This is a genomic window from Streptomyces sp. NPDC049970 (assembly GCF_040660235.1).
In the GTDB taxonomy this organism is placed as follows: Bacteria; Actinomycetota; Actinomycetes; order Streptomycetales; family Streptomycetaceae; genus Streptomyces.
Map to the genome: position 1 here is coordinate 154730 of NZ_JBFALP010000008.1, position 18611 is coordinate 173340.

General features: G+C 71.7%; 12 protein-coding genes and 1 pseudogene. 6 read left to right on the forward strand and 7 right to left on the reverse strand.

Annotation, left to right across the window (positions count from 1 at the left end):
• Nucleotides 1–59: 59 nt before the first annotated feature.
• Together AB0I83_RS17380 and AB0I83_RS17385 are read left to right on the forward strand one after the other, a co-directional pair.
• Complete coding sequence (locus AB0I83_RS17380; RefSeq protein WP_356532753.1) at nt 60–851, forward strand: metal-dependent hydrolase; 792 nt, start codon at nt 60–62, stop codon at nt 849–851.
• 114 nt (nt 852–965) lie between these two features.
• Nucleotides 966–2501 (forward strand): ATP-dependent DNA ligase, encoded by a 1536-nt coding sequence (locus AB0I83_RS17385; RefSeq protein WP_363305130.1) that lies wholly within the window; start codon nt 966–968, stop codon nt 2499–2501.
• 179 nt (nt 2502–2680) lie between these two features.
• Here AB0I83_RS17385 and AB0I83_RS17390 read toward each other — a convergent pair whose 3' ends face one another.
• The 5 genes from AB0I83_RS17390 to AB0I83_RS17410 all read right to left on the reverse strand — a co-directional run bounded on the left by AB0I83_RS17390 (nt 2681) and on the right by AB0I83_RS17410 (nt 11415).
• Nucleotides 2681–4042, reverse strand: a complete 1362-nt coding sequence (locus AB0I83_RS17390; protein ID WP_356532756.1) for an NAD(P)/FAD-dependent oxidoreductase — start codon at nt 4040–4042, stop codon at nt 2681–2683.
• A 160-nt stretch (nt 4043–4202) separates the two neighbouring features.
• Entirely contained in the window at nt 4203–5984 is a 1782-nt protein-coding gene (locus AB0I83_RS17395) for an ABC transporter ATP-binding protein (protein WP_363305131.1), read from the reverse strand.
• Nucleotides 5981–7819, reverse strand: coding sequence for an ABC transporter ATP-binding protein (locus tag AB0I83_RS17400; protein WP_363305132.1), 1839 nt, complete (start codon nt 7817–7819; stop codon nt 5981–5983). Before AB0I83_RS17400 ends, AB0I83_RS17395 begins: the two co-directional genes overlap by 4 nt.
• A gap of 160 nt (nt 7820–7979) precedes the next feature.
• Nucleotides 7980–10922 (reverse strand): FAD-binding and (Fe-S)-binding domain-containing protein, encoded by a 2943-nt coding sequence (locus AB0I83_RS17405; RefSeq protein ID WP_363305133.1) that lies wholly within the window; start codon nt 10920–10922, stop codon nt 7980–7982.
• Nucleotides 10923–10968: 46 nt separating this feature from the next.
• Nucleotides 10969–11415 (reverse strand): MarR family transcriptional regulator, encoded by a 447-nt coding sequence (locus AB0I83_RS17410; RefSeq protein WP_356532763.1) that lies wholly within the window; start codon nt 11413–11415, stop codon nt 10969–10971.
• A 161-nt stretch (nt 11416–11576) separates the two neighbouring features.
• On the opposite strand from AB0I83_RS17410, the gene AB0I83_RS17415 reads away from it, so the two are divergent.
• Nucleotides 11577–13388 carry an ABC transporter ATP-binding protein gene (locus AB0I83_RS17415; protein WP_363305134.1) on the forward strand — a complete coding sequence of 604 codons (1812 nt, stop codon included), beginning with the start codon at nt 11577–11579 and terminating at the stop codon, nt 13386–13388.
• A gap of 185 nt (nt 13389–13573) precedes the next feature.
• Here AB0I83_RS17415 and AB0I83_RS17420 read toward each other — a convergent pair whose 3' ends face one another.
• Nucleotides 13574–14698, reverse strand: a complete 1125-nt coding sequence (locus AB0I83_RS17420) for an NAD(P)-binding domain-containing protein (protein ID WP_363305135.1) — start codon at nt 14696–14698, stop codon at nt 13574–13576.
• Nucleotides 14699–14855: 157 nt separating this feature from the next.
• On the opposite strand from AB0I83_RS17420, the gene AB0I83_RS17425 reads away from it, so the two are divergent.
• The 3 genes and pseudogenes from AB0I83_RS17425 to AB0I83_RS17435 all read left to right on the forward strand — a co-directional run.
• The gene (locus tag AB0I83_RS17425) at nt 14856–15278 is read left to right on the forward strand and encodes a YjbQ family protein (RefSeq protein WP_363305136.1); all 423 of its coding nucleotides are present in this window, start codon (nt 14856–14858) and stop codon (nt 15276–15278) included.
• A gap of 625 nt (nt 15279–15903) precedes the next feature.
• Nucleotides 15904–17319: a PepSY domain-containing protein gene (locus AB0I83_RS17430; protein WP_363305137.1), complete on the forward strand. Its 1416-nt coding sequence runs from the start codon at nt 15904–15906 to the stop codon at nt 17317–17319.
• Between the two features lie 5 nt (nt 17320–17324).
• Nucleotides 17325–17867, forward strand: a pseudogene (locus tag AB0I83_RS17435) (PepSY domain-containing protein); the annotation flags it as partial.
• Between the two features lie 112 nt (nt 17868–17979).
• Here the strand turns inward: AB0I83_RS17435 and AB0I83_RS17440 are convergent.
• A complete protein-coding gene (locus AB0I83_RS17440; protein WP_363305138.1) occupies nt 17980–18567 on the reverse strand; it encodes a sigma-70 family RNA polymerase sigma factor in 588 nt (195 codons plus the stop codon).
• Nucleotides 18568–18611: the final 44 nt, after the last annotated feature.

The window sequence follows — 18611 nt, forward strand, 5'->3', positions numbered from 1 at the left end:
CAGGCTATGGCGGCCAGGCCGGAAGGCACGGCCGGATCACGATGGGGGCGGGAAAGCACATGATGGGACCGGCACACTCTCTGTCGGGGGCGGCGGCCTGGCTGGGGGTGGGTGCCGCGGCCGCGGCCGCGGGTCACACGATGCCCTGGCCCGTCCTGGTCGTCGGGGCTCTGATCACCGCCGGCGCCGCACTCGCACCGGACCTCGACCACAAGGCGGCCACGATCTCGCGCGCCTTCGGGCCCATCTCCAAGGCGATCTGCGAGATCGTCGACAAACTCTCGTACGCGGTCTACAAGGCGACGAAGGGGCCCGGTGACCCTCGCAGGACCGGCGGCCACCGCACTCTCACCCACACCTGGCTGTGGGCCGTGCTCCTCGGCGCGGGAGCCTCAGCCGCCGCTGTGACGGGCGGCCGGTGGGCCGTTCTCGCCATCCTCTTCGTCCACCTCGTCCTCGCCGTGGAGGGCCTCCTGTGGCGGGCCGCCCGGGTGTCCAGCGACGTCCTCGTATGGCTGCTCGGCGCGACCAGCGCCTGGATCCTGGCCGGCCTGCTCGACAAGGCGGGCAACGGTTCGGACTGGCTGTTCAGCGCACCCGGCCAGGAGTACCTCTGGCTCGGACTCCCGATCGTGCTCGGCGCCCTCGTCCACGACATCGGCGACGCGCTCACCGTCTCCGGCTGCCCGATCCTGTGGCCCATCCCGCTGGGCCGCAAGCGCTGGTACCCGCTCGGACCGCCCAAGGCCATGCGGTTCCGGGCCGGCAGCTGGGTCGAGCTCAAGGTGCTGATGCCCGCCTTCATGATCCTCGGGGGAGTGGGCGCGGCCGCCGCGATCAACATCATCTGAGGACTCCGCGCGTCTGCCGGGGCGGTGCCGGACGTCGGGCCCGGCGTGATCCGGGCGCAAGCCCTCCGTGACCCTCCGGGGGCGGCGGGCCCGGCGGCGTAGCACCATGGCCGCATGCTGCTCGCCCGGCTCGCCCACGTGTCCCTGGAGGTCGCCGCGACGTCCGCCCGCAATCGGAAGACCGCCCTGCTGGCCGGGCTCTTCCGGGAAGCCGGGCCCGACGACGTCCCGGTCGTCATCCCGTACCTCGCCGGCCGCCTCCCGCAGGGGCGGCTCGGGATCGGCTGGAATGCCCTGCGCGACGAGGTGCCGCCCGCGGGCGAGGCCACCCTCACCGTGACGGACACCGACGCGGAGCTGACGGCGATCGGCGCCCTGAAGGGGCCGGGCTCCCAGGCTGCCCGCAAGGAACGGCTGGCCCGGCTGTTCGGCGCGGCCACCCACGGGGAACAGCGCTTCCTGCGCGCGCTGCTCACCGGCGAGGTGCGCCAGGGCGCGCTGGACGCCGTCGCCGTCGAGGCCCTCGCCGACGCCGCCGGGGCGCCACCCGCCGACGTACGCCGCGCGGTCATGCTCGCCGGTTCGCTCGGATCGGTCGCCGCCGCACTGCTCTCGGAGGGCCCGGGGGTCCTCGATTCCTTCCGGCTCACCGTCGGCCGCCCGGTCCAGCCGATGCTCGCCCACACCGCGAGCTCGGTCGTCGAGGCCGTCGACAGGCTGGGGCCCTGCGTCGTGGAGGAGAAGCTCGACGGCATCCGCGTACAGGTGCACGCGGACGGGGCGGGCGTGCGGGCGTACACCCGCACGCTCGACGACATCACCGACCGGCTGCCCGAGCTCGCGACGGCCGTCGCGGGGTTCCCCGCGGCGCGGTTCATCCTCGACGGTGAGGTGATCGCACTCGGCGCGGACGGCCGGCCCCGGCCCTTCCAGGAGACCGCGGGTCGGGTGGGCTCCCGCCGCGACGTCGTCGGAGCCGCGGAGACCGTACCCGTGGTCCCGGTCTTCTTCGACGTGCTGTCCGTCGACGGACGCGACCTGCTGGACCTGCCCTTCGCCGAACGCCACGAGGCGCTGGCCGCCCTGGTGCCCGAACCGATGCGGGTACGCCGTGTCGTCGTGGAGGACCCCGGGGACGAGCGCGGGCGGGCGGCCGCGGTGGCCTTCTCCGAGGACACCCTGGCCCGTGGGCACGAGGGCGTTGTGGTCAAGGGCACGGATGCCCCCTACAGCGCCGGCCGGCGTGGCGCCTCCTGGCTGAAGGTGAAACCCGTGCACACCCTGGACCTCGTCGTGCTGGCCGCCGAATGGGGCCACGGCAGGCGGACCGGGAAGCTCTCCAACCTGCACCTGGGGGCGCGCCGGGAGGACGGCACCTTCGCGATGCTCGGCAAGACCTTCAAAGGGCTCACCGACACCATGCTCGCCTGGCAGACGGAACGCCTCCAGGAGCTGTCCACCGGCGACGACGGACACGTGGTGACCGTACGCCCGGAACTCGTCGTCGAGATCGCATACGACGGGCTGCAGAACTCCACCCGCTACCCGGCGGGCGTCACCCTGCGGTTCGCCCGGGTCCTGCGCCACCGCGAGGACAAGCGGGCCGACGAGGCGGACACGGTCGAGACGGTGCTCTCCCGCCGGACGTGAAACCGTGCCCGCCGCCCCCGTGCGGCTCGGTCCTCCGCACGACTCCGACCGCACCACTCCGACCGCACGACTCCGGCCCCGCAGACTCCGGCGGAACGACTCCGGCCCCCTCCCGCCCGGCGAAGGACGAAGGAGGGGGCCGGAGCCACAAGGGGGGCCGGTCAGCCCGGGGCGGCCGGTCAGCCCGGGGTGGCCGCCCCGGCGGTGTGCGCGCGGATCTCCTCCGGCGTGAGGTAGGCGTCCGTGTACTCGAAGTCGCGCAGCGTGGCCTGCTTACGGGCCTGGAACCCGGTGCGCACGAAGTCGTCGCCCGCGATCGCGTTGAGCAGCCAGTTCGTCATGACCCGCGTCTTGGCCACATTGGTCCGCAGCGCCGCCCAGTGGTAGCCGCGGGCCGCGGCCTGGGCCGGCATGCCGCGGAGCTCGATGCCCAGGGGCTTGGACACCGCGTCCCGGCCGCCGAGGTCCACGACCAGACCGAGGTCCTTGTGCACGTACGGCTGCAGCGGACGCCCGCGCAGTGAAGCGATGATGTTGTCCGCGAGCTTGCGGCCCTGGCGCATCGCGTGCTGCGCGGTGGGCGGGCAGATCGCTCCGTCGCCCTTCGCCAGGTCGGGCACCGCCGCCGAGTCACCCAGCGCGAACACCCCGTCGGCGCCGGGCAGCGCCATCTCCGGCGTCACCGAGAGCCTGCCGCGCACCGTCTCGGCGCCGAGGGTCGCGATGAGCGGACTGGCCGCCACCCCGGCCGTCCAGATCAGCGTGCGGCACGGCAGCACCCGCCCGTCCGTGAAGGTCACCTTGTCCGGACCGGCCTCCGCCACGGACACACCGAGCGAGACCTCGATGCCGCGCTTGCGCAGGATCTCCAGGGCGCTGGTGCCCAGCTTGTCGCCCAGCTCCGGCATGAGCTTGGGCGCGATGTCGATCAGATGCCACTTGATCAGCGCGGGGTCCAGCCGGGGGTAGTGCTTGACGGCGTTGCTGGTGAGCAGCTGGAGACAGGCGGCCGTCTCCGTACCGGCGTACCCGCCGCCCACCACCACGAACTGGAGCCGGGACGCCCGCTCCTCCTCGTCGTGACTGGCGTCGGCCAGGTCCAGCTGGGAGATGACGTGGTCGCGGATGTACGCGGCCTCGGCCAGGGTCTTCATGCCCCGGGCGTTCTCGACCAGCCCCGGGATGTCGAACGTCCGGGTGACACTGCCGGCGGCGAGCACGATGTAGTCGTACGGCTCGTTCACGATCTCGTCGGTGATCTTGCGGACCACACAGACCTTCGCCTTCGTGTCCACCCCGATCGCCCCGCCCGGCACGATCCGGGTGCGGTGACGCCTGCTGCGGCGCAGGGACACGGCGACCGACTGCGGGGTGAGCACCCCGGAAGCGACCTGAGGGAGCAACGGCAGGTAGAGCTGGTACGAGAACGGGGTGACGAGCGCGATCTCCGCCTCGCCCGGGGCGAGGGTGCGTTCCAGCCTGCGCACGCACTCGACCCCGGCGAAGCCGGCGCCGACGACGAGAATTTTCGGTCGTGCCACGGTGTGCGTCCCTTCTCGGGCTTACGCGGACATCGCTCGCCTGCCCCGGATCCGGGGCCAGTCACCCCTCATCCTCACCGGATGGGACCGAGTCCGCCTCTTGTGGGAGGGCGTACGCGGGTCCGGACGGGGGACCCGCGTACGCCCCGACCCGACGGGCTCAGCCGTGCCAGGAGCGCCACAGCGCCGCGTACGCGCCGTCCGCAGCCACCAGCGCGTCGTGGCTGCCGAGCTCGCTGATCCTGCCGTCCTCGACCACCGCGATCATGTCCGCGTCGTGTGCGGTGTGCAGCCGGTGCGCGATCGCCACGACCGTACGGCCGTCCAGCACCCTGGCCAGTGAACGCTCCAGATGGCGGGCCGCCCGGGGGTCGAGCAGCGACGTCGCCTCGTCCAGCACCAGCGTGTGCGGGTCCGCCAGGACGAGGCGGGCGAGGGCGATCTGCTGCGCCTGCGCCGGGGTCAGGGCCAGACCGCCCGAACCGACCTCGGCGTCCAAACCCTTGTCCAGGGCCCTGGCCCAGCCGTCCGCGTCCACGGCGGCGAGCGACGCCCACAGCTCCGCGTCCTCGGCGTCCGTACGGGCCAGCAGGAGGTTGTCCCGGAGCGAGCCCACGAACACGTGGTGCTCCTGGTTGACGAGGGCGACATGGGACCGCACCCGCTCCGCGGTCATCCGCGACAGCTCGGCACCGCCCAGCGTGACCTCGCCGGCCCGGGGAGCGTAGATCCCGGCCAGCAGCCTGCCCAGGGTCGACTTGCCCGCACCCGACGGCCCGACCAGGGCCAGCCGCGTACCCGGCGCGACCTCCAGCGACACCCGGTGCAGGACGTCCAGGCCGGCGCGGTACCCGAACCGCACCTCGTCGGCCCTGACCTCACGGCCGTCCGGCCCCACCCGGTCGTCGCCCGCGTCCGGCTCGATCTCCCGGACGCCGACGAGCCTGGCCAACGACACCTGGGCGACCTGTAGTTCGTCGTACCAGCGCAGGATCAAGCCGATCGGGTCCACCATCATCTGCGCCAGCAGCGCCCCCGTCGTCAGCTGCCCGACGGTGATCCAGTCCTCCATCACGAACCAGCCGCCGAGCAGCAGCACCGCGCCGAGAATCGTCACATAGGTGGTGTTGATGACAGGGAAGAGCACCGAGCGCAGGAACAGGGTGTACCGCTCCCAGGCCGTCCACTCCCGCACCCGCCGGTCCGACAGCGCGATCCTGCGGTCACCCAGCCGGTGCGCCTCGACGGTCCGCCCGGCGTCCACGGTCTCGGCGAGCACCGCCGCCACCGCCGCGTACCCGGCCGCCTCCGAGCGGTACGCCGAGGGCGCGCGCCGGAAGTACCAGCGGCAGCCGATGACGAGCACCGGAAGCGCGACCAGCGCGGCCAGGGCCAGGGGCGGGGCGGTGACGGTGAGCGCGCCGAGCAGCAGCCCGGCCCAGACCACCCCGATCGCCAGCTGCGGCACGGCCTCGCGCATCGCGTTCGCCAGCCGGTCGACGTCCGTGGTGATCCTGGACAGCAGATCCCCGGTGCCGGCCCGCTCCAGGACACCCGGCGGCAGGCCGACCGAGCGCACGAGGAAGTCCTCGCGCAGATCGGCGAGCATCTCCTCGCCGAGCATGGCACCGCGCAGCCGCATGATCCGGGTGAAGACGGTCTGCACGACCAGCGCCACGGCGAACACCGCGGCCGTGCGCTCCAGATGCAGGTCCGTGACCCCGTCGGAGAGGTCCTCGACGAGCCCGCCCAGCAGATAGGGCCCGGTGATCGACGCGATCACCGCGACGGCGTTGGCGCCGATCAGCATCGCGAACGGCCTGCGGTGGCGCCGCAGCAGAGCGCGTACGTACGTCCGCACGGTCGTCGGACTCCCGACCGGCAGGGTCGTCGCCGACTCCGGTGCGGCCGGGTCGTACGCCGGAGGTGCCAGGCCGATCATGCTCTCTCCTCGATTTCCCCGGCCGTCCGGGCCGGCCGGAGGCCGTCGACGACGGCGCGTGGGTCGTGCACGGCCGGTGCCGCGCCCTCTTCCCCGGTCTCGCGGGTCACGACCGCCCGGTACAGCGGTTCGTCCCGCAGCAGTTCGCGGTGCGTGCCGACCGCCACGGCCGTGCCACCGTGGACGAGCACGACACGGTCCGCGACGTCCAGCAGCAGCGGGGACGAGGCGAAGGCGACCGTGGTGCGGCCCCTGCGCAGCCGCTCGACGCCGGCGGCGACCCCGGCCTCCGTGTGCGAGTCGACGGCGGACGTCGGCTCGTCCAGCACGAGCGCCTCCGGATCGGTGACCAGCGAACGGGCCAGCGCGAGCCGCTGCCTCTGACCGCCCGACAACGATCTGCCGCGCTCGGTGATCCGGGTGCCCATGGGGTCGCCGTCCCCGTCGGCCGACGCCTGCGCCAGCGCGTCGAGTACGTCGCCGCACCGGGCCGCGTCCAGCGCGTCCTGGGCCGTGACCCCGCCCGAGGACGGTACGTCCAGCAGCTCGCGCAACGTCCCCGACAGCAGCACCGGATCCTTGTCCTGCACCAGCACCGCCGCCCGCGCCGACACGAGCGGCAGATCGTCCAGCGGCACCCCGCCGAGCAGCACGGAGGGGGCCGGAGCGGACTCGTCGCCGGGCTCGGCGTGACCGCCCAGGCGTTCGGCGAGCCTGCCCGCCTCGTCGGGATCGCCGCAGACCACCGCGGTGAACAGCCCCTGAGGCGCCATCAGTCCGGTCACCGGGTCGTACAGGTCGCCCCGGGGCGTGGCGGCATCGGCCGTCGGGGGGCGGGTGGACCGGCGCAGGGCCAGCACCCGCACCGCACGCTGGGCGGACGGTCGAGAGAAGGAGTACGCCATGGCGATCTCCTCCACGTTGCGCAGTGGGAACAGCATCAGGGTCGCCGCGCTGTACACCGTGACCAGCTGACCGATGTCGATCCGGCCGTCCCGGGCCAGCGTCGCTCCGTACCAGACCAGGGAGATGAGCAGAACTCCCGGCAGGAACACCTGGATCGCCGAGATGAGCGCCCACATCCGCGCGCTGCGCACGGCTGCCTCGCGGACCTCCTGGGAGGCGCGCCGGTAACGGCCGAGGAACAGGCCCTCGCCGCCGATACCGCGCAGCACCCGCAGTCCGGCGACCGTGTCGGAGGCCAGTTCGGTGGCCCGGCCGGCCTTCTCGCGCTGCGCGTCCGCCCGGCGGGTGGCGCGGGGCAGCAGCGGCAGGACGGCGAGCGCCAGGACGGGGGTGGCGACCGCGACCAGTACGCCGAGCGACGGCAGGTAGAGGACCAGTCCTACGCAGATCAGGACCAGGGCGGTGGCGGCGGCGAGGAAACGCGACAGTGCCTCGACGAACCAGCCGATCTTCTCGACGTCGCCGGTCGACACGGCGACCACCTCGCCCGCCGCGACGCGCCGGGTCAGCGCCGAGCCCAGTTCCGCCGTCTTCCGGGCGAGCAGTTGCTGCACCCGGGCCGCGGCGGTGATCCAGTTGGTGATCGCCGTGCGGTGCAGCATGGTGTCGCCCACGGAGATGAGGACACCGAGAAGGACCAGGAGCCCGCCTGCCAGCGCGAGGCCGTGGCCGGAACGGTCGATGACGGCCTGGACCGCGGACCCGACGGCGAGCGGGAGACCCGCGATCGCACAGTGGTGGAGCAGACCCCAGGCCAGCGACCTGAGCTGACCGGTGAGCTGGCTCCTTCCGAGCCAGACCAGGAATCGGGGGCCGGACCGTACGTCGGGATCGCCGGGATCCGAGTACGGAAGATCGCGAATCTGCATGACGTCCCAAGAATCGGAAGGCGGAGGCCCGTTGCGGACCCGGTGGAACAGTGGGGACCAAACCGTGCAAGGTTCGCGTCCTGCCCCTGCCCGAAGCAACCGATTATTGGTGCGGGCCCTGATCGGACGCCGGGCCCTCGAACGGACTGCGGGTCCCCGGTCAGATGACGGGCCGGGTCGCCTTCTCCAGCTCGATGAGCGCCGAGTGGTAGGGGTGGCCGGTCGCCCGGTCCATACCGATCTCGCACATCCGGTTCGCCGACAGATACGCGTCGTACTCGCGGGTGCCGACCTCCGCCGCCTCCTTGGCGGTCGCCGAGTCGGTGAGCTCCTTGTGCAGCATGCCCCGGTCGCCCGCGAACGCGCAGCAGCCCGCGTCGTCCGGGACGACGACCTCCTCGGCGCACGCCTCGGCCACCGCGCGCAGCTGTGCCGCATCGCCCAGATGTTCCATCGAACAGGTGGGATGCAGGACCGCTGAACCCGCCCTGCGGAACACGGTCAGCCTCGGGAGCAGCTCATCGGCGGCCCAGACGAGGGAGTCGACGAAGGTGAGTTCGCGGTGCAGCGCCAGGTTGTCCTCGGTCAGATAGGGCACCACCTCGTGCGCGAGGCCCAGCGTGCACGACGAGGCGTCGACCACCAGCGGCAGTGAACCCCCGGCCGTCCACCTCCAGGCGGCCTCCACGACACGGTTCGCCATGACCGCATTGGCCGCCTCGTACCCCTTGGAATGCCAGATCGTCGCGCAGCAGGTCCCCGTCACGTCCTCGGGAATCCATACGGGCCTGGCCGCCCGCGCGGACAGGGAGACGACGGCCTCGGCGAGCGACAGCGCGCCCGCGTCCTCGGGACCTGCGAAGATGCGGTTCACGCAGGCCGGGTAGTAGACGGCACGGGCGCCCGTCCGGGAGGTGGGCGGCAGCGTACGGGAGGCGGCACCCGGGATCTCGGGCAGCCACTCCGGGACCAGATCAGGGCGTACAGCCCTGCGGGCGAGCCTGGTCAGGGACTCGAGCGGCCCTGACCCCGCCCGGCGGGAGACGAAGTCGGCCGCACCGACCGCCAGCCTGGCCGAGGCCTCGACGAGCTTGAAGTGCCGCGCGGTCAGGACCGCGACACGCTCCTCACGCGGGCTGTGCCTGTGATGGCGGAAGTCCTTCATCATCACTCCGGTGTCGATCCCGACCGGGCAGGCGAGCTTGCAGGTGGAGTCGCCCGCGCAGGTGTCCACGGCGTCGTAGCCGTAGGAGTCCAGCAGCGCCGCCTCCACCGGGGAGCCGTCCGGCTGACGCATCATCTCCCTGCGCAGCACGATCCGTTGGCGCGGCGTGGTAGTGAGGTCCTCGCTCGGGCAGGTGGGTTCGCAGAACCCGCACTCGATGCACGGGTCGGCGACCGGCTCGACGCCGGGGATCGTCTTGAGGCCGCGCAGGTGCGCCCTCGGGTCACGGTCGAGGACGATCCGCGGGGCCAGCACTCCGTCCGGGTCGATCGCCCGCTTCGTACGCCACATGAGCTCCGTCGCGACCGGACCCCACTCCCGTTCGAGGAACGGTGCGATGTTGCGTCCGGTCGCGTGCTCCGCCTTGAGCGATCCGTCGAAGCGGTCGACGACGAGCGTGCAGAACTCCTCCATGAACGCGGCGTACCGGTCGACGTCGGCGGGCCTCGCGGCGTCGAAGGCCAGCAGGAAGTGCAGATTCCCGTGAGCCGCGTGACCGGCGACGGCGGCGTCGAAGCCGTGCTCGGACTGGAGGGCCAGCAGTGCCTCGCAGGCCTCCGCGAGGCGGGACGGCGGCACGGCGAAGTCCTCCGTGATCAGCGTCGTGCCCGCCGGGCGGCTGCCCCCGACCGCCGTGACGAACGCCTTGCGCGCCTTCCAGTAACCGGAGACGGTGCCGGCGTCCCGGGTGAAGCGGTTGGTCACGGAGACCGCCGGGGCCACCAGGTCGAGGTTCGCGACCACCGTTGCCGCGGCCTGCTCGTACGCCGTCAGGGCGCTCCCGTCCGGGGCGCGGAACTCCACCAGGAGCGCGGTCGTCCCGTCCGGCAGGCCCGCCCAGTCCGAGGGCACGCCCTCGACCCTCACCGAGGCGCGCAGCGTGTTGCCGTCCATCAGCTCCACCGCGATCGCACCGACCTCGTTGAACTGCGGAACCGCCGCGGCGGCCGCGGTGAGCGAGGGGAAGAACAGCAGGGCGGAGGAGACGTGCCGGTCCAGCGGCAGGGTGTCGAGGACGACCTCGGAGATGAAGCCGAACGTGCCCTCCGAGCCGATCATCAGACCGCGCAGGATCTCCACGGGAGTCGAACCGTCGAGGAAGGCGTCGAGGCGGTAGCCGTTGGTGTTCTTGATCTCGTACTTGGCGCGGATCCGGGCCGTGAGCCGCTCGTCGGCCTCGATCTCCGCCTTCAGCGCCAGCAGGTCGTCACACAGGCGCGGTTCGGCGTGACGCAGCAGCGCGTCGGCGTCGGCCCCACCCGTGTCGACCACGGTGCCGCTCGGCAGCACGAAGGTCAGCGAGGAGACCGTACGGTACGAATTCCTGCTCGTCCCCGCGGTCATCCCCGAGGCGTTGTTCGCCACGACGCCCCCGACGGTGCAGGCGATGGCGCTGGCCGGGTCCGGGCCGAGGATCCGGCCGTGCCGTGCGAGGGTGGCGTTGGCCCGCATGACGGTCGTCCCCGGCCGGATCCTGGCCCGGGCGCCGCCGTCCAGCACCTCGATCCCCGTCCAGTGGCGGCGTACGTCGACGAGGATGTCCTCCCCCTGCGCCTGCCCGTTGAGGCTGGTGCCGGCGGCCCGGAAGACGACGTCGCGGCCGTTGCCGTGGGCGTAGGACAGGATCGCCGAGACGTCGTCGAGGTCCTCGGGGACCAGCACGACCTGCGGCAGGAAGCGGTAGGGGCTGGCGTCGGAGGCGTACCGCACGAGGTCGGAGACCTTCCACAGGACCTTCTCGGGGCCCAGCAGCGCGGTCAGGCCGGCCCGCAGATCCGCCGGTGTCCCGGACGACTTCCAGCCGGGCACCCGATCGGGTGACGGGGTACGCGCCGTCCCTGGGCGGAGGGCTTCCGGCTTCGGCTCCAGCAGCGGCATGTCAGGGTCCCCTCGACGGCGCGGTGCGCGGGTCGCACCGCATGCCTCAGCAGCGGCGACGCTCCGGCATTCCGTCGACCAGAGCGGTCAGCAGGCCGCCGAGCACCTCGCGCTGTTCGGCGGTCAACGGAGCCAGGATCTCCTCCGCGGCGGCCTTGCGCGCGTCGCGCATCGAGCGCAGCACGGCGCGGCCCTCCTCGGTGATCTCGATCCGGACCACCCTGCGGCTGTCCGGATCGGGGGCGCGCCGCACCCGGCCGCTCGCCTCCAGGCCGTCCACGAGGGTGGTCACCGCCCGGGGGACGACATCCAGGCGCTCGGCCAGATCGGCCATACGGGGCGGGCCGTCGTAGTGCGCGGTGGTGCGCAGCAGGCGGAACTGGGCCGGCGTGATGCCGATCGGCTCCAGCTGCCGGCTCTGGATGCGCTGGAGGCGGCGCGTCAGTCGCAGCAGCTGTTCGGCGAGCACGCCGTCGGAGTCGGGGGAGTCCATGAGGGAACAATATCAGGACCTGGTTCATTGTGAATAGAGGTAACAATGAGCTAGGCTCTCCAATCGGCTCGCACGGCAGCTCCCGAACCTGCCGGTCCCCGGAACCCAGAGCCCGGAACCAGAGCCCGGCACACCCCTCTCGCACGCTGTCGAAGGAGCCCATGAAACCCGACGAACCCACCTGGACACCCGCCGCCGCGGAAGACGGGCAGCCGCCCGCCGAGCTGCGCCGCATCTTCCGGCTGTTCCGCCCCTACCGCGGCAGGCTCGCCGTGGTCGCGCTGCTGGTCGGCGCCTCCTCGCTGGTGTCGGTCGCATCGCCGTTCCTGCTCCGCGAGATCCTGGACACCGCGATTCCCCAGGGACGCACGGGGCTGCTCACGCTGCTCGCGCTCGGCATGATCCTCACCGCGGTGATGAACAGCGTCTTCGGCGTCCTGCAGACCCTGATCTCGACGACGGTCGGCCAGCGCGTCATGCACGACCTGCGGACCGCCGTCTACACCCAGCTGCAGCGGATGCCGCTCGCCTTCTTCACCCGGACCCGCACCGGCGAGGTCCAGTCGCGCATCGCCAACGACATCGGCGGGATGCAGGCCACGGTCACCTCCACCGCGACCTCCCTGGTCTCCAACCTCACCGCGGTCATCGCCACCGTGGTCGCCATGCTCGCGCTGGACTGGCGGCTCACCGTCGTCTCGCTGCTCCTGCTGCCCGTCTTCGTCTGGATCAGCCGCAGAGTGGGCCGGGAGCGCAAGAAGATCACCACGCAGCGCCAGCGGCAGATGGCCGCGATGGCGGCGACCGTCACCGAATCGCTGTCGGTCAGCGGCATCCTGCTCGGCCGCACCATGGGCCGCTCGGACTCCCTCACCAAGACCTTCGCCGAGGAGTCGGAGCGCCTCGTCGACCTCGAAGTGCGCTCCAACATGGCCGGCCGCTGGCGGATGTCGACGATCGGGATCGTGATGGCGGCCATGCCCGCCGTCATCTACTGGGCGGCCGGGCTCACCCTCCAGTCGGGTGCCACCGGCGTCTCCATCGGCACACTCGTCGCCTTCGTCTCACTCCAGCAGGGCCTGTTCCGGCCGGCCGTGAGCCTGCTCTCCACCGGCGTGCAGATGCAGACGTCCCTCGCCCTGTTCGCCCGCATCTTCGAGTATCTCGATCTCGAGGTGGACATCACCGAACCCGAGAAGCCGGTACGGCTGGAGCACGTCCGGGGCGAGATCGCCTTCGAGGACGTCACCTTCGGCTACGACGAGAAGAGCGGCCCGACCCTGAGCGGCATCGACGTGACCGTACCGGCCGGGAACAGCCTGGCGGTCGTGGGCCCCACCGGATCGGGCAAGTCCACGCTCAGCTACCTGGTGCCGCGCCTGTACGACGTCACCAAGGGCCGCGTCACGCTCGACGGCGTCGATGTGCGCGACCTGGACTTCGACACGCTGGCGCGCGCTGTGGGCGTGGTCTCCCAGGAGACCTACCTCTTCCACGCCTCGGTGGCCGAGAACCTCCGCTTCGCCAAGCCGGACGCCACCGACGAGGAGATCGAGGCCGCGGCCCGCGCCGCGCAGATCCACGACCACATCGCCGGCCTGCCCGACGGCTACGACACCCTCGTCGGCGAACGCGGATACCGCTTCTCGGGCGGCGAGAAGCAGCGGCTGGCGATCGCCCGGACGATCCTCCGTGACCCGCCCGTGCTGATTCTCGACGAGGCGACCAGCGCCCTCGACACCCGCACGGAACACGCCGTTCAGCAGGCCATCGACGCCCTGTCCGAGGGCCGCACCACGCTCACCATCGCGCACCGACTCTCCACCGTCCGTGACGCGGACCAGATCGTTGTCCTCGACGCCGGCCGAGTGGCGGAACGCGGCACGCACGAGGAACTGCTCGCCCGGGACGGCCGTTACGCCGCCCTGATCCGCCGCGACAGCCACGCGGCCCCCGCACCCGCGGTGGTGTGAGACGGCTGCGGCCCGGCGTCCGCGCGGGGACCGCCGACAGGCGGGCCACGCACGGGACCGGCGCTCGGCTCGGGCCGAACCCCCGAACCCCTGCCCCGGCCCACGCCTACTCCCCACGATCCGGTTCGGGGTGGACGCCGATGCCCGCGATCCGGTTCGGGGTGTAGGCCGATGCTGCGGCGCGGTCAGGCGGGGACGCCGTCCAGCAGCCGGGTGACCGAACGCACGGCTGCGCGCCCGGCCCTGTTGGCTCCGATGGTGCTCGCGGACGGGCCGTAGCCGACGAGGTGGACACGCGGGTCCCGGACGGCACGGGTCTCCTCGACCCGTATGCCGCCGCCGGGCTCGCGGAGTCTCAGCGGCGCCAGATGATCGACGGCGGGCCGGAAGCCGGTCGCCCAGAGGATCACGTCCGCTTCGACGGTCCGGCCGTCCGGGCGGGCCACCTTGTCCGGCCAGGTCACCCCGCCCGGCCAGGCGACGCCGTTCGGGGTGATCCGCTCGAACATCGGCAGCCGGTCGAGGACCCCCTGCTCGCGAGCGCGCCGGACTGCGTCGTTGAGCGGTAGCCCGGTCACGCTCACCACGCTCTGCGGCGGCAGCCCGAGCCGTACGCGCTCCTCCACCATCGCCACGGCCGCCCGGCCCGCCTCCTCGCCGAAGGGCCCCTCCCGGAACACCGGTGGCCGGCGCGTCACCCAGTACGTACCGGCCGCCACATCGGCGATCTCCATCAGGTGCTGCGTGCCCGAAGCGCCGCCGCCGACCACGATCACCCGCAGGCCGGTGAACTCCGTCGGCCCCGGGTAGTTCACGGTGTGCAACTGCCGCCCCAGGAAGGTCTCCTGGCCGGGGTAGCGCGGCCAGAAGGGCCGGTCCCACGTGCCGGTGGCGTTGATCAGCGCCCGAGTGGCGTACGTACCCTCGGAGGTCTCCACCAGCAGCCGCCCGCGCCCGCCCCCATCCCCGCCGTCGCGTACGGCGCGCACCTCCACGGGCCGATGGACACGGAGGCCGAACCGGCGCTCGTACGCGTCGAAGTACCCGCCGATCACCTCCGACGAGGGCCGGCTGTCGTCCGCGCCGGTGAGCTCCATGCCGGGCAGGGCGTGCATGCCGTGCACCTTGCCGTACGTCAGCGAGGGCCAGCGGAACTGCCAGGCGCCGCCGGGACGCGGCGCGTGGTCGAGCACGGCGAAGCCCCGGTCGGGCTCGAGCCCGGCGCGCCGCAGGTGATAGGCGGCGGACAGCCCTGCCTGCCCGGCGCCGATGACGACCACGTCCAGCTCACGGATCCCGAAGTTGTTCACGCTTCTACCAACCTGGGAGAGGCGGCGGATCTTCCCTGGTGCCGTCCGCCGTGTCCGCCGTGTCCGCAGATCCCGCACTGGCCGCACCGTCCGCACCTCGGAGAAGAGGCGCGTGTTCGGAGGAGATGCTTTCGCCCCGTCCGGGGAGAATGGGGCCATGCCCGACACCTTTGCCACACACCTGCTCAGCGTCACCACGGGACGGACCGAGACGGTCACGGACCTGACCGAGGGCTGCGCACAGTTCCTCACCCGCACCGCCCCCGGCCGGGACGGCCTGCTCAACATCTTCGTGCCGCACGCGACCGCCGGGATCGCCATCCTGGAGACCGGCGCCGGCAGCGACGACGACCTCCTGGCCGCCCTCCAGGACCTGCTGCCGGCCGACGACCGCTGGCGCCACCGCCACGGCACCCCTGGCCACGGCAGAGACCACGTACTCCCCGCCCTGGTCCCACCGCACGCGACCCTGCCGGTGATCGGGGGGCGGCTGGAGCTCGGGACGTGGCAGTCCGTCTGCTTGGTGGACACCAACAAGGACAATGCCAACCGTCAGGTTCGTCTGAGCTTCCTGGGCTGACCAAGATCGCTCCCACGGGTCGTGCCGCCGATTCTCCGTACCATGCGTGCGCGAACGGAGAGAATCTTGCACGGTGCGACCCCACATGCGATCGAACGTCCCTACGACGGATGCGGTAAATACCTGCTCGGAGTGGAGGTATCGGGCGCCACCGACCCCGTGTCCCGCCCGAAGCTGGGCCCCTGGCTCCGCGACGAGAAGGGCCCCTATGACGGCCTCGTAGCGGCCGCCGTGGACCGACTTGGCCGCTCCGACAACGCGGCGAGGTGCCGTAGCTGTCGTCGTGCGCCCGCCACGGCTTGGGGCTGCGCCGACACCGAGACGATGATCGCGCTCGTCGACAGCGGAACACGGTTCCCGGGCGCGCACGCTGTCGGCTCGCCCTGGCACAACCATCGCCGATGCCCATGTCAACACCCGGCGCGGCCCGCAGTCATGTGAGTTCGCGGCCGGAATTCCGCATCTGCTCACGAGTGACTTCACAGCAACGCGAGCACCGGAATCGGGGGTGATTTGTGGTGTAGACCACAGTGGGCCCGGGGAACTGGTCTGCGCTCGCAGCCGACTTCTGGACCGGCTGGCCTTGGTCTGCCCGCACACCCTTACGCCCTTGAGGAGAGCAGCCTTGTCCGTCGAGCCAGCAGTCCGTGCCTCGGTCGAGGAGCGGGGAACCCCAGTAACCGGCGGATCCGAAGGGCCTGGTGCGTGGGCTGCCCTTCGGCCCCTGGCGATGAGGCTGCACTTCTACGCCGGTGTACTGATAGCCCCGTTCCTTCTGGTCGCGGCCGCAACGGGGTTCCTCTACGCCGCTTCGTACCAGGCCGAGAAGATCGTGTACGCGGACGAGCTCCGGGTCCCCGTGGGGAAGAGCGAACTGCCGATCTCGCGGCAGGTGGCAGCAGCCCGACAGGCGCATCCGGAAGGGAGCATCAGCGCGATCCGCCCGTCGCCCGAAGACGGTGCGACGACCCGTGTGCTTCTGTCCGGTGTAAAGGGTGTGGACGAAGGACACACGCTCGCCGTGTTCGTGGATCCGTACACCGGAGAACTAGCAGGGGCACTGGAGCAGTACGGCTCGTCGGGCGCGCTGCCTCTGCGTACCTGGATCGACGAGTTCCACCGCGATCTGCATCTGGGCCAGACAGGCCGTCTCTACAGTGAGCTCGCCGCGAGCTGGCTGTGGGTGATAGCCGGCGGTGGCCTCGTCCTGTGGTTCGGACGGCGCCGGGCCCGCCGCAGGGTGCGCGGCACGAGTGGGCGCAGGCGGACCCTCTCCCTGCACGGCACCGTGGGGGCTTGGGCGGCGGTCGGGCTCTTCTTCCTCTCCGCCACCGGTCTGACCTGGTCGACGTATGCCGGTGCGAGCGTCTCCGACCTGCGTGAAGCCCTCAGCCAGACCACGCCGGCCGTCTCCGCCGGCCTCGCATCCGGGGGCGAACACGCCGAGCACATGCCGTCGGGCGGATCCGTCGGCACGCCCGCCGAGGACGTCGGCCTGGACGCCGTAGTGAACGCAGCCCGTGGCGAGCGTCTCTCGAACCCGGTGGAGATCGTCCCTCCGGCCGACGCATCGACCGCCTACGTCGTGCGCCAGATCCAGCGCAGCTGGCCCGAGAAGCAGGATGCGGTCGCCATCGACCCGGCCACGGGGGAGGTCACCGATGTGGTGCGGTTCGCCGATTTCCCGCTGCTGGCCAAGCTGTCCCGCTGGGGCATCGACGCACACACCGGAAGCCTGTTCGGTCTGGCCAATCAGCTCGTACTGGCCGCCCTCACCGCAGGTGTGATCGTGCTGATCCTGCTCGGCTACCGGATGTGGTGGCGACGCGGACGCGGTTCGTCCTTCGGCCGCCCCATGCCGCGCGGTGCCTGGCAGAAGGTTCCGCCCCACGTACTCGTGCCGTTGATGGTTTGCGTCGCGGTTGTCGGGTACTTCGTGCCGCTCCTCGGTATACCGCTGGCAGTGTTCCTCGCCGTCGACATCCTCCGGGGGGAGATCGCTTACCGCCGTGGCAGGCGCTCGTCCGCGCCGGTCGGCTGACGGACGGGGTCGATACGGCTCTCGCCGTCGCGCGCCAGGCCGGGCTGGGAGGAACTGTCACGGTGACGCCCCCCACGGACGTGGCAAGCGCCTGGGTCGTTGCTCAAGGCGACAACGTGTGGCCGGTGCACTACGACCAGGTCGCCGTGGACACCACCAACGCCAAGGTCACCTCGCACAGCCGCTGGGCGGACTACCCACTGCCGGCCAAGCTCAGCAAGCTGGGCGTGCAGGGGCACATGGGCGTGCTGTTCGGCGTCGTCAACCAGATCCTTCTGGCACTGATCGCTCTGAGCCTGATCACGGTGACCCTCTGGGGATACCGGATGTGGTGGCAGCGCCGCCCCACACGCCAAGGCAGTGCAGCGCGCCTCGGAAGGGCACCCGAGCGGAGCGCCTGGCGACGCATCCCGCTGCCGGTGCTCGTTCTGGGCATACCTCTCACGGTCCTACTGGGTTGGGCTCTTCCGCTGCTGGGCATCACGCTGCTCGCCTTCCTCGTCGGTGACTCGGCCACCGGTCTCGTGCGGCGGGGCCGAGCGAGGTAGCGGCTGGAGGGGAAGGCGTACGGGATGTGCTGCGGGTTCAGCCGATGAACGACCGCTCGGTGCGCAGTCCGCGCCCCGAGCGGTCGTGCAGACCCGGCGAGATCAGGCTCGGTCAGCAGGCCAGAGCAGGCTCCGCCCTGTCGTCGAGCATGGCGCACAGTGTCGTACGTGCTCGCGAGACCCGGGATCTGATGGTTCCCACCGGGCACGCGACGGCACGAGCCGCGTCGTCGTACGGCATGTACAGGACCTGAGTCAGTACGAACGCCTCGCGGCGGGCATCCGGGAGCGAGTCGACGAGGGCCATGAGAGCGATGCCCTCGTCGAAGCCGGGCAGGTCACGCGGTTGGCTGCACTCCGCTACGTGCTGCCAGTCAGACGTGTCAGTCAGACGGGGCCGGGAAGCGGCACGCCGCAGGCTGTCGACGACAGTTCGGCGGGCGATGGTCAGTATCCAGGCGCGAGCCGAGCCCCGTCCTTGGAAGAGATGGACGGTGCTCACAGCGCGCAGGAAGGTCTCCTGCACCAGGTCGTCGGCCATCTGAAAGTCGTCGGCCAGAGCGGTGACATATCGACGTACGTCGTTGTGGAGGGCACGGAAGACGTGCTCGAAGGCATCGGCGTCGCCGGCCGCGGCGCCGAGAGCCCAGGCGGTGACTTCGTCCTCCGTCACCGCGGGTTGTCTTTGGGCAGGAAGCATGGGAACTGCGGTTCCTTCCGGGTGTCCGGACAGGGCGCGGCCCA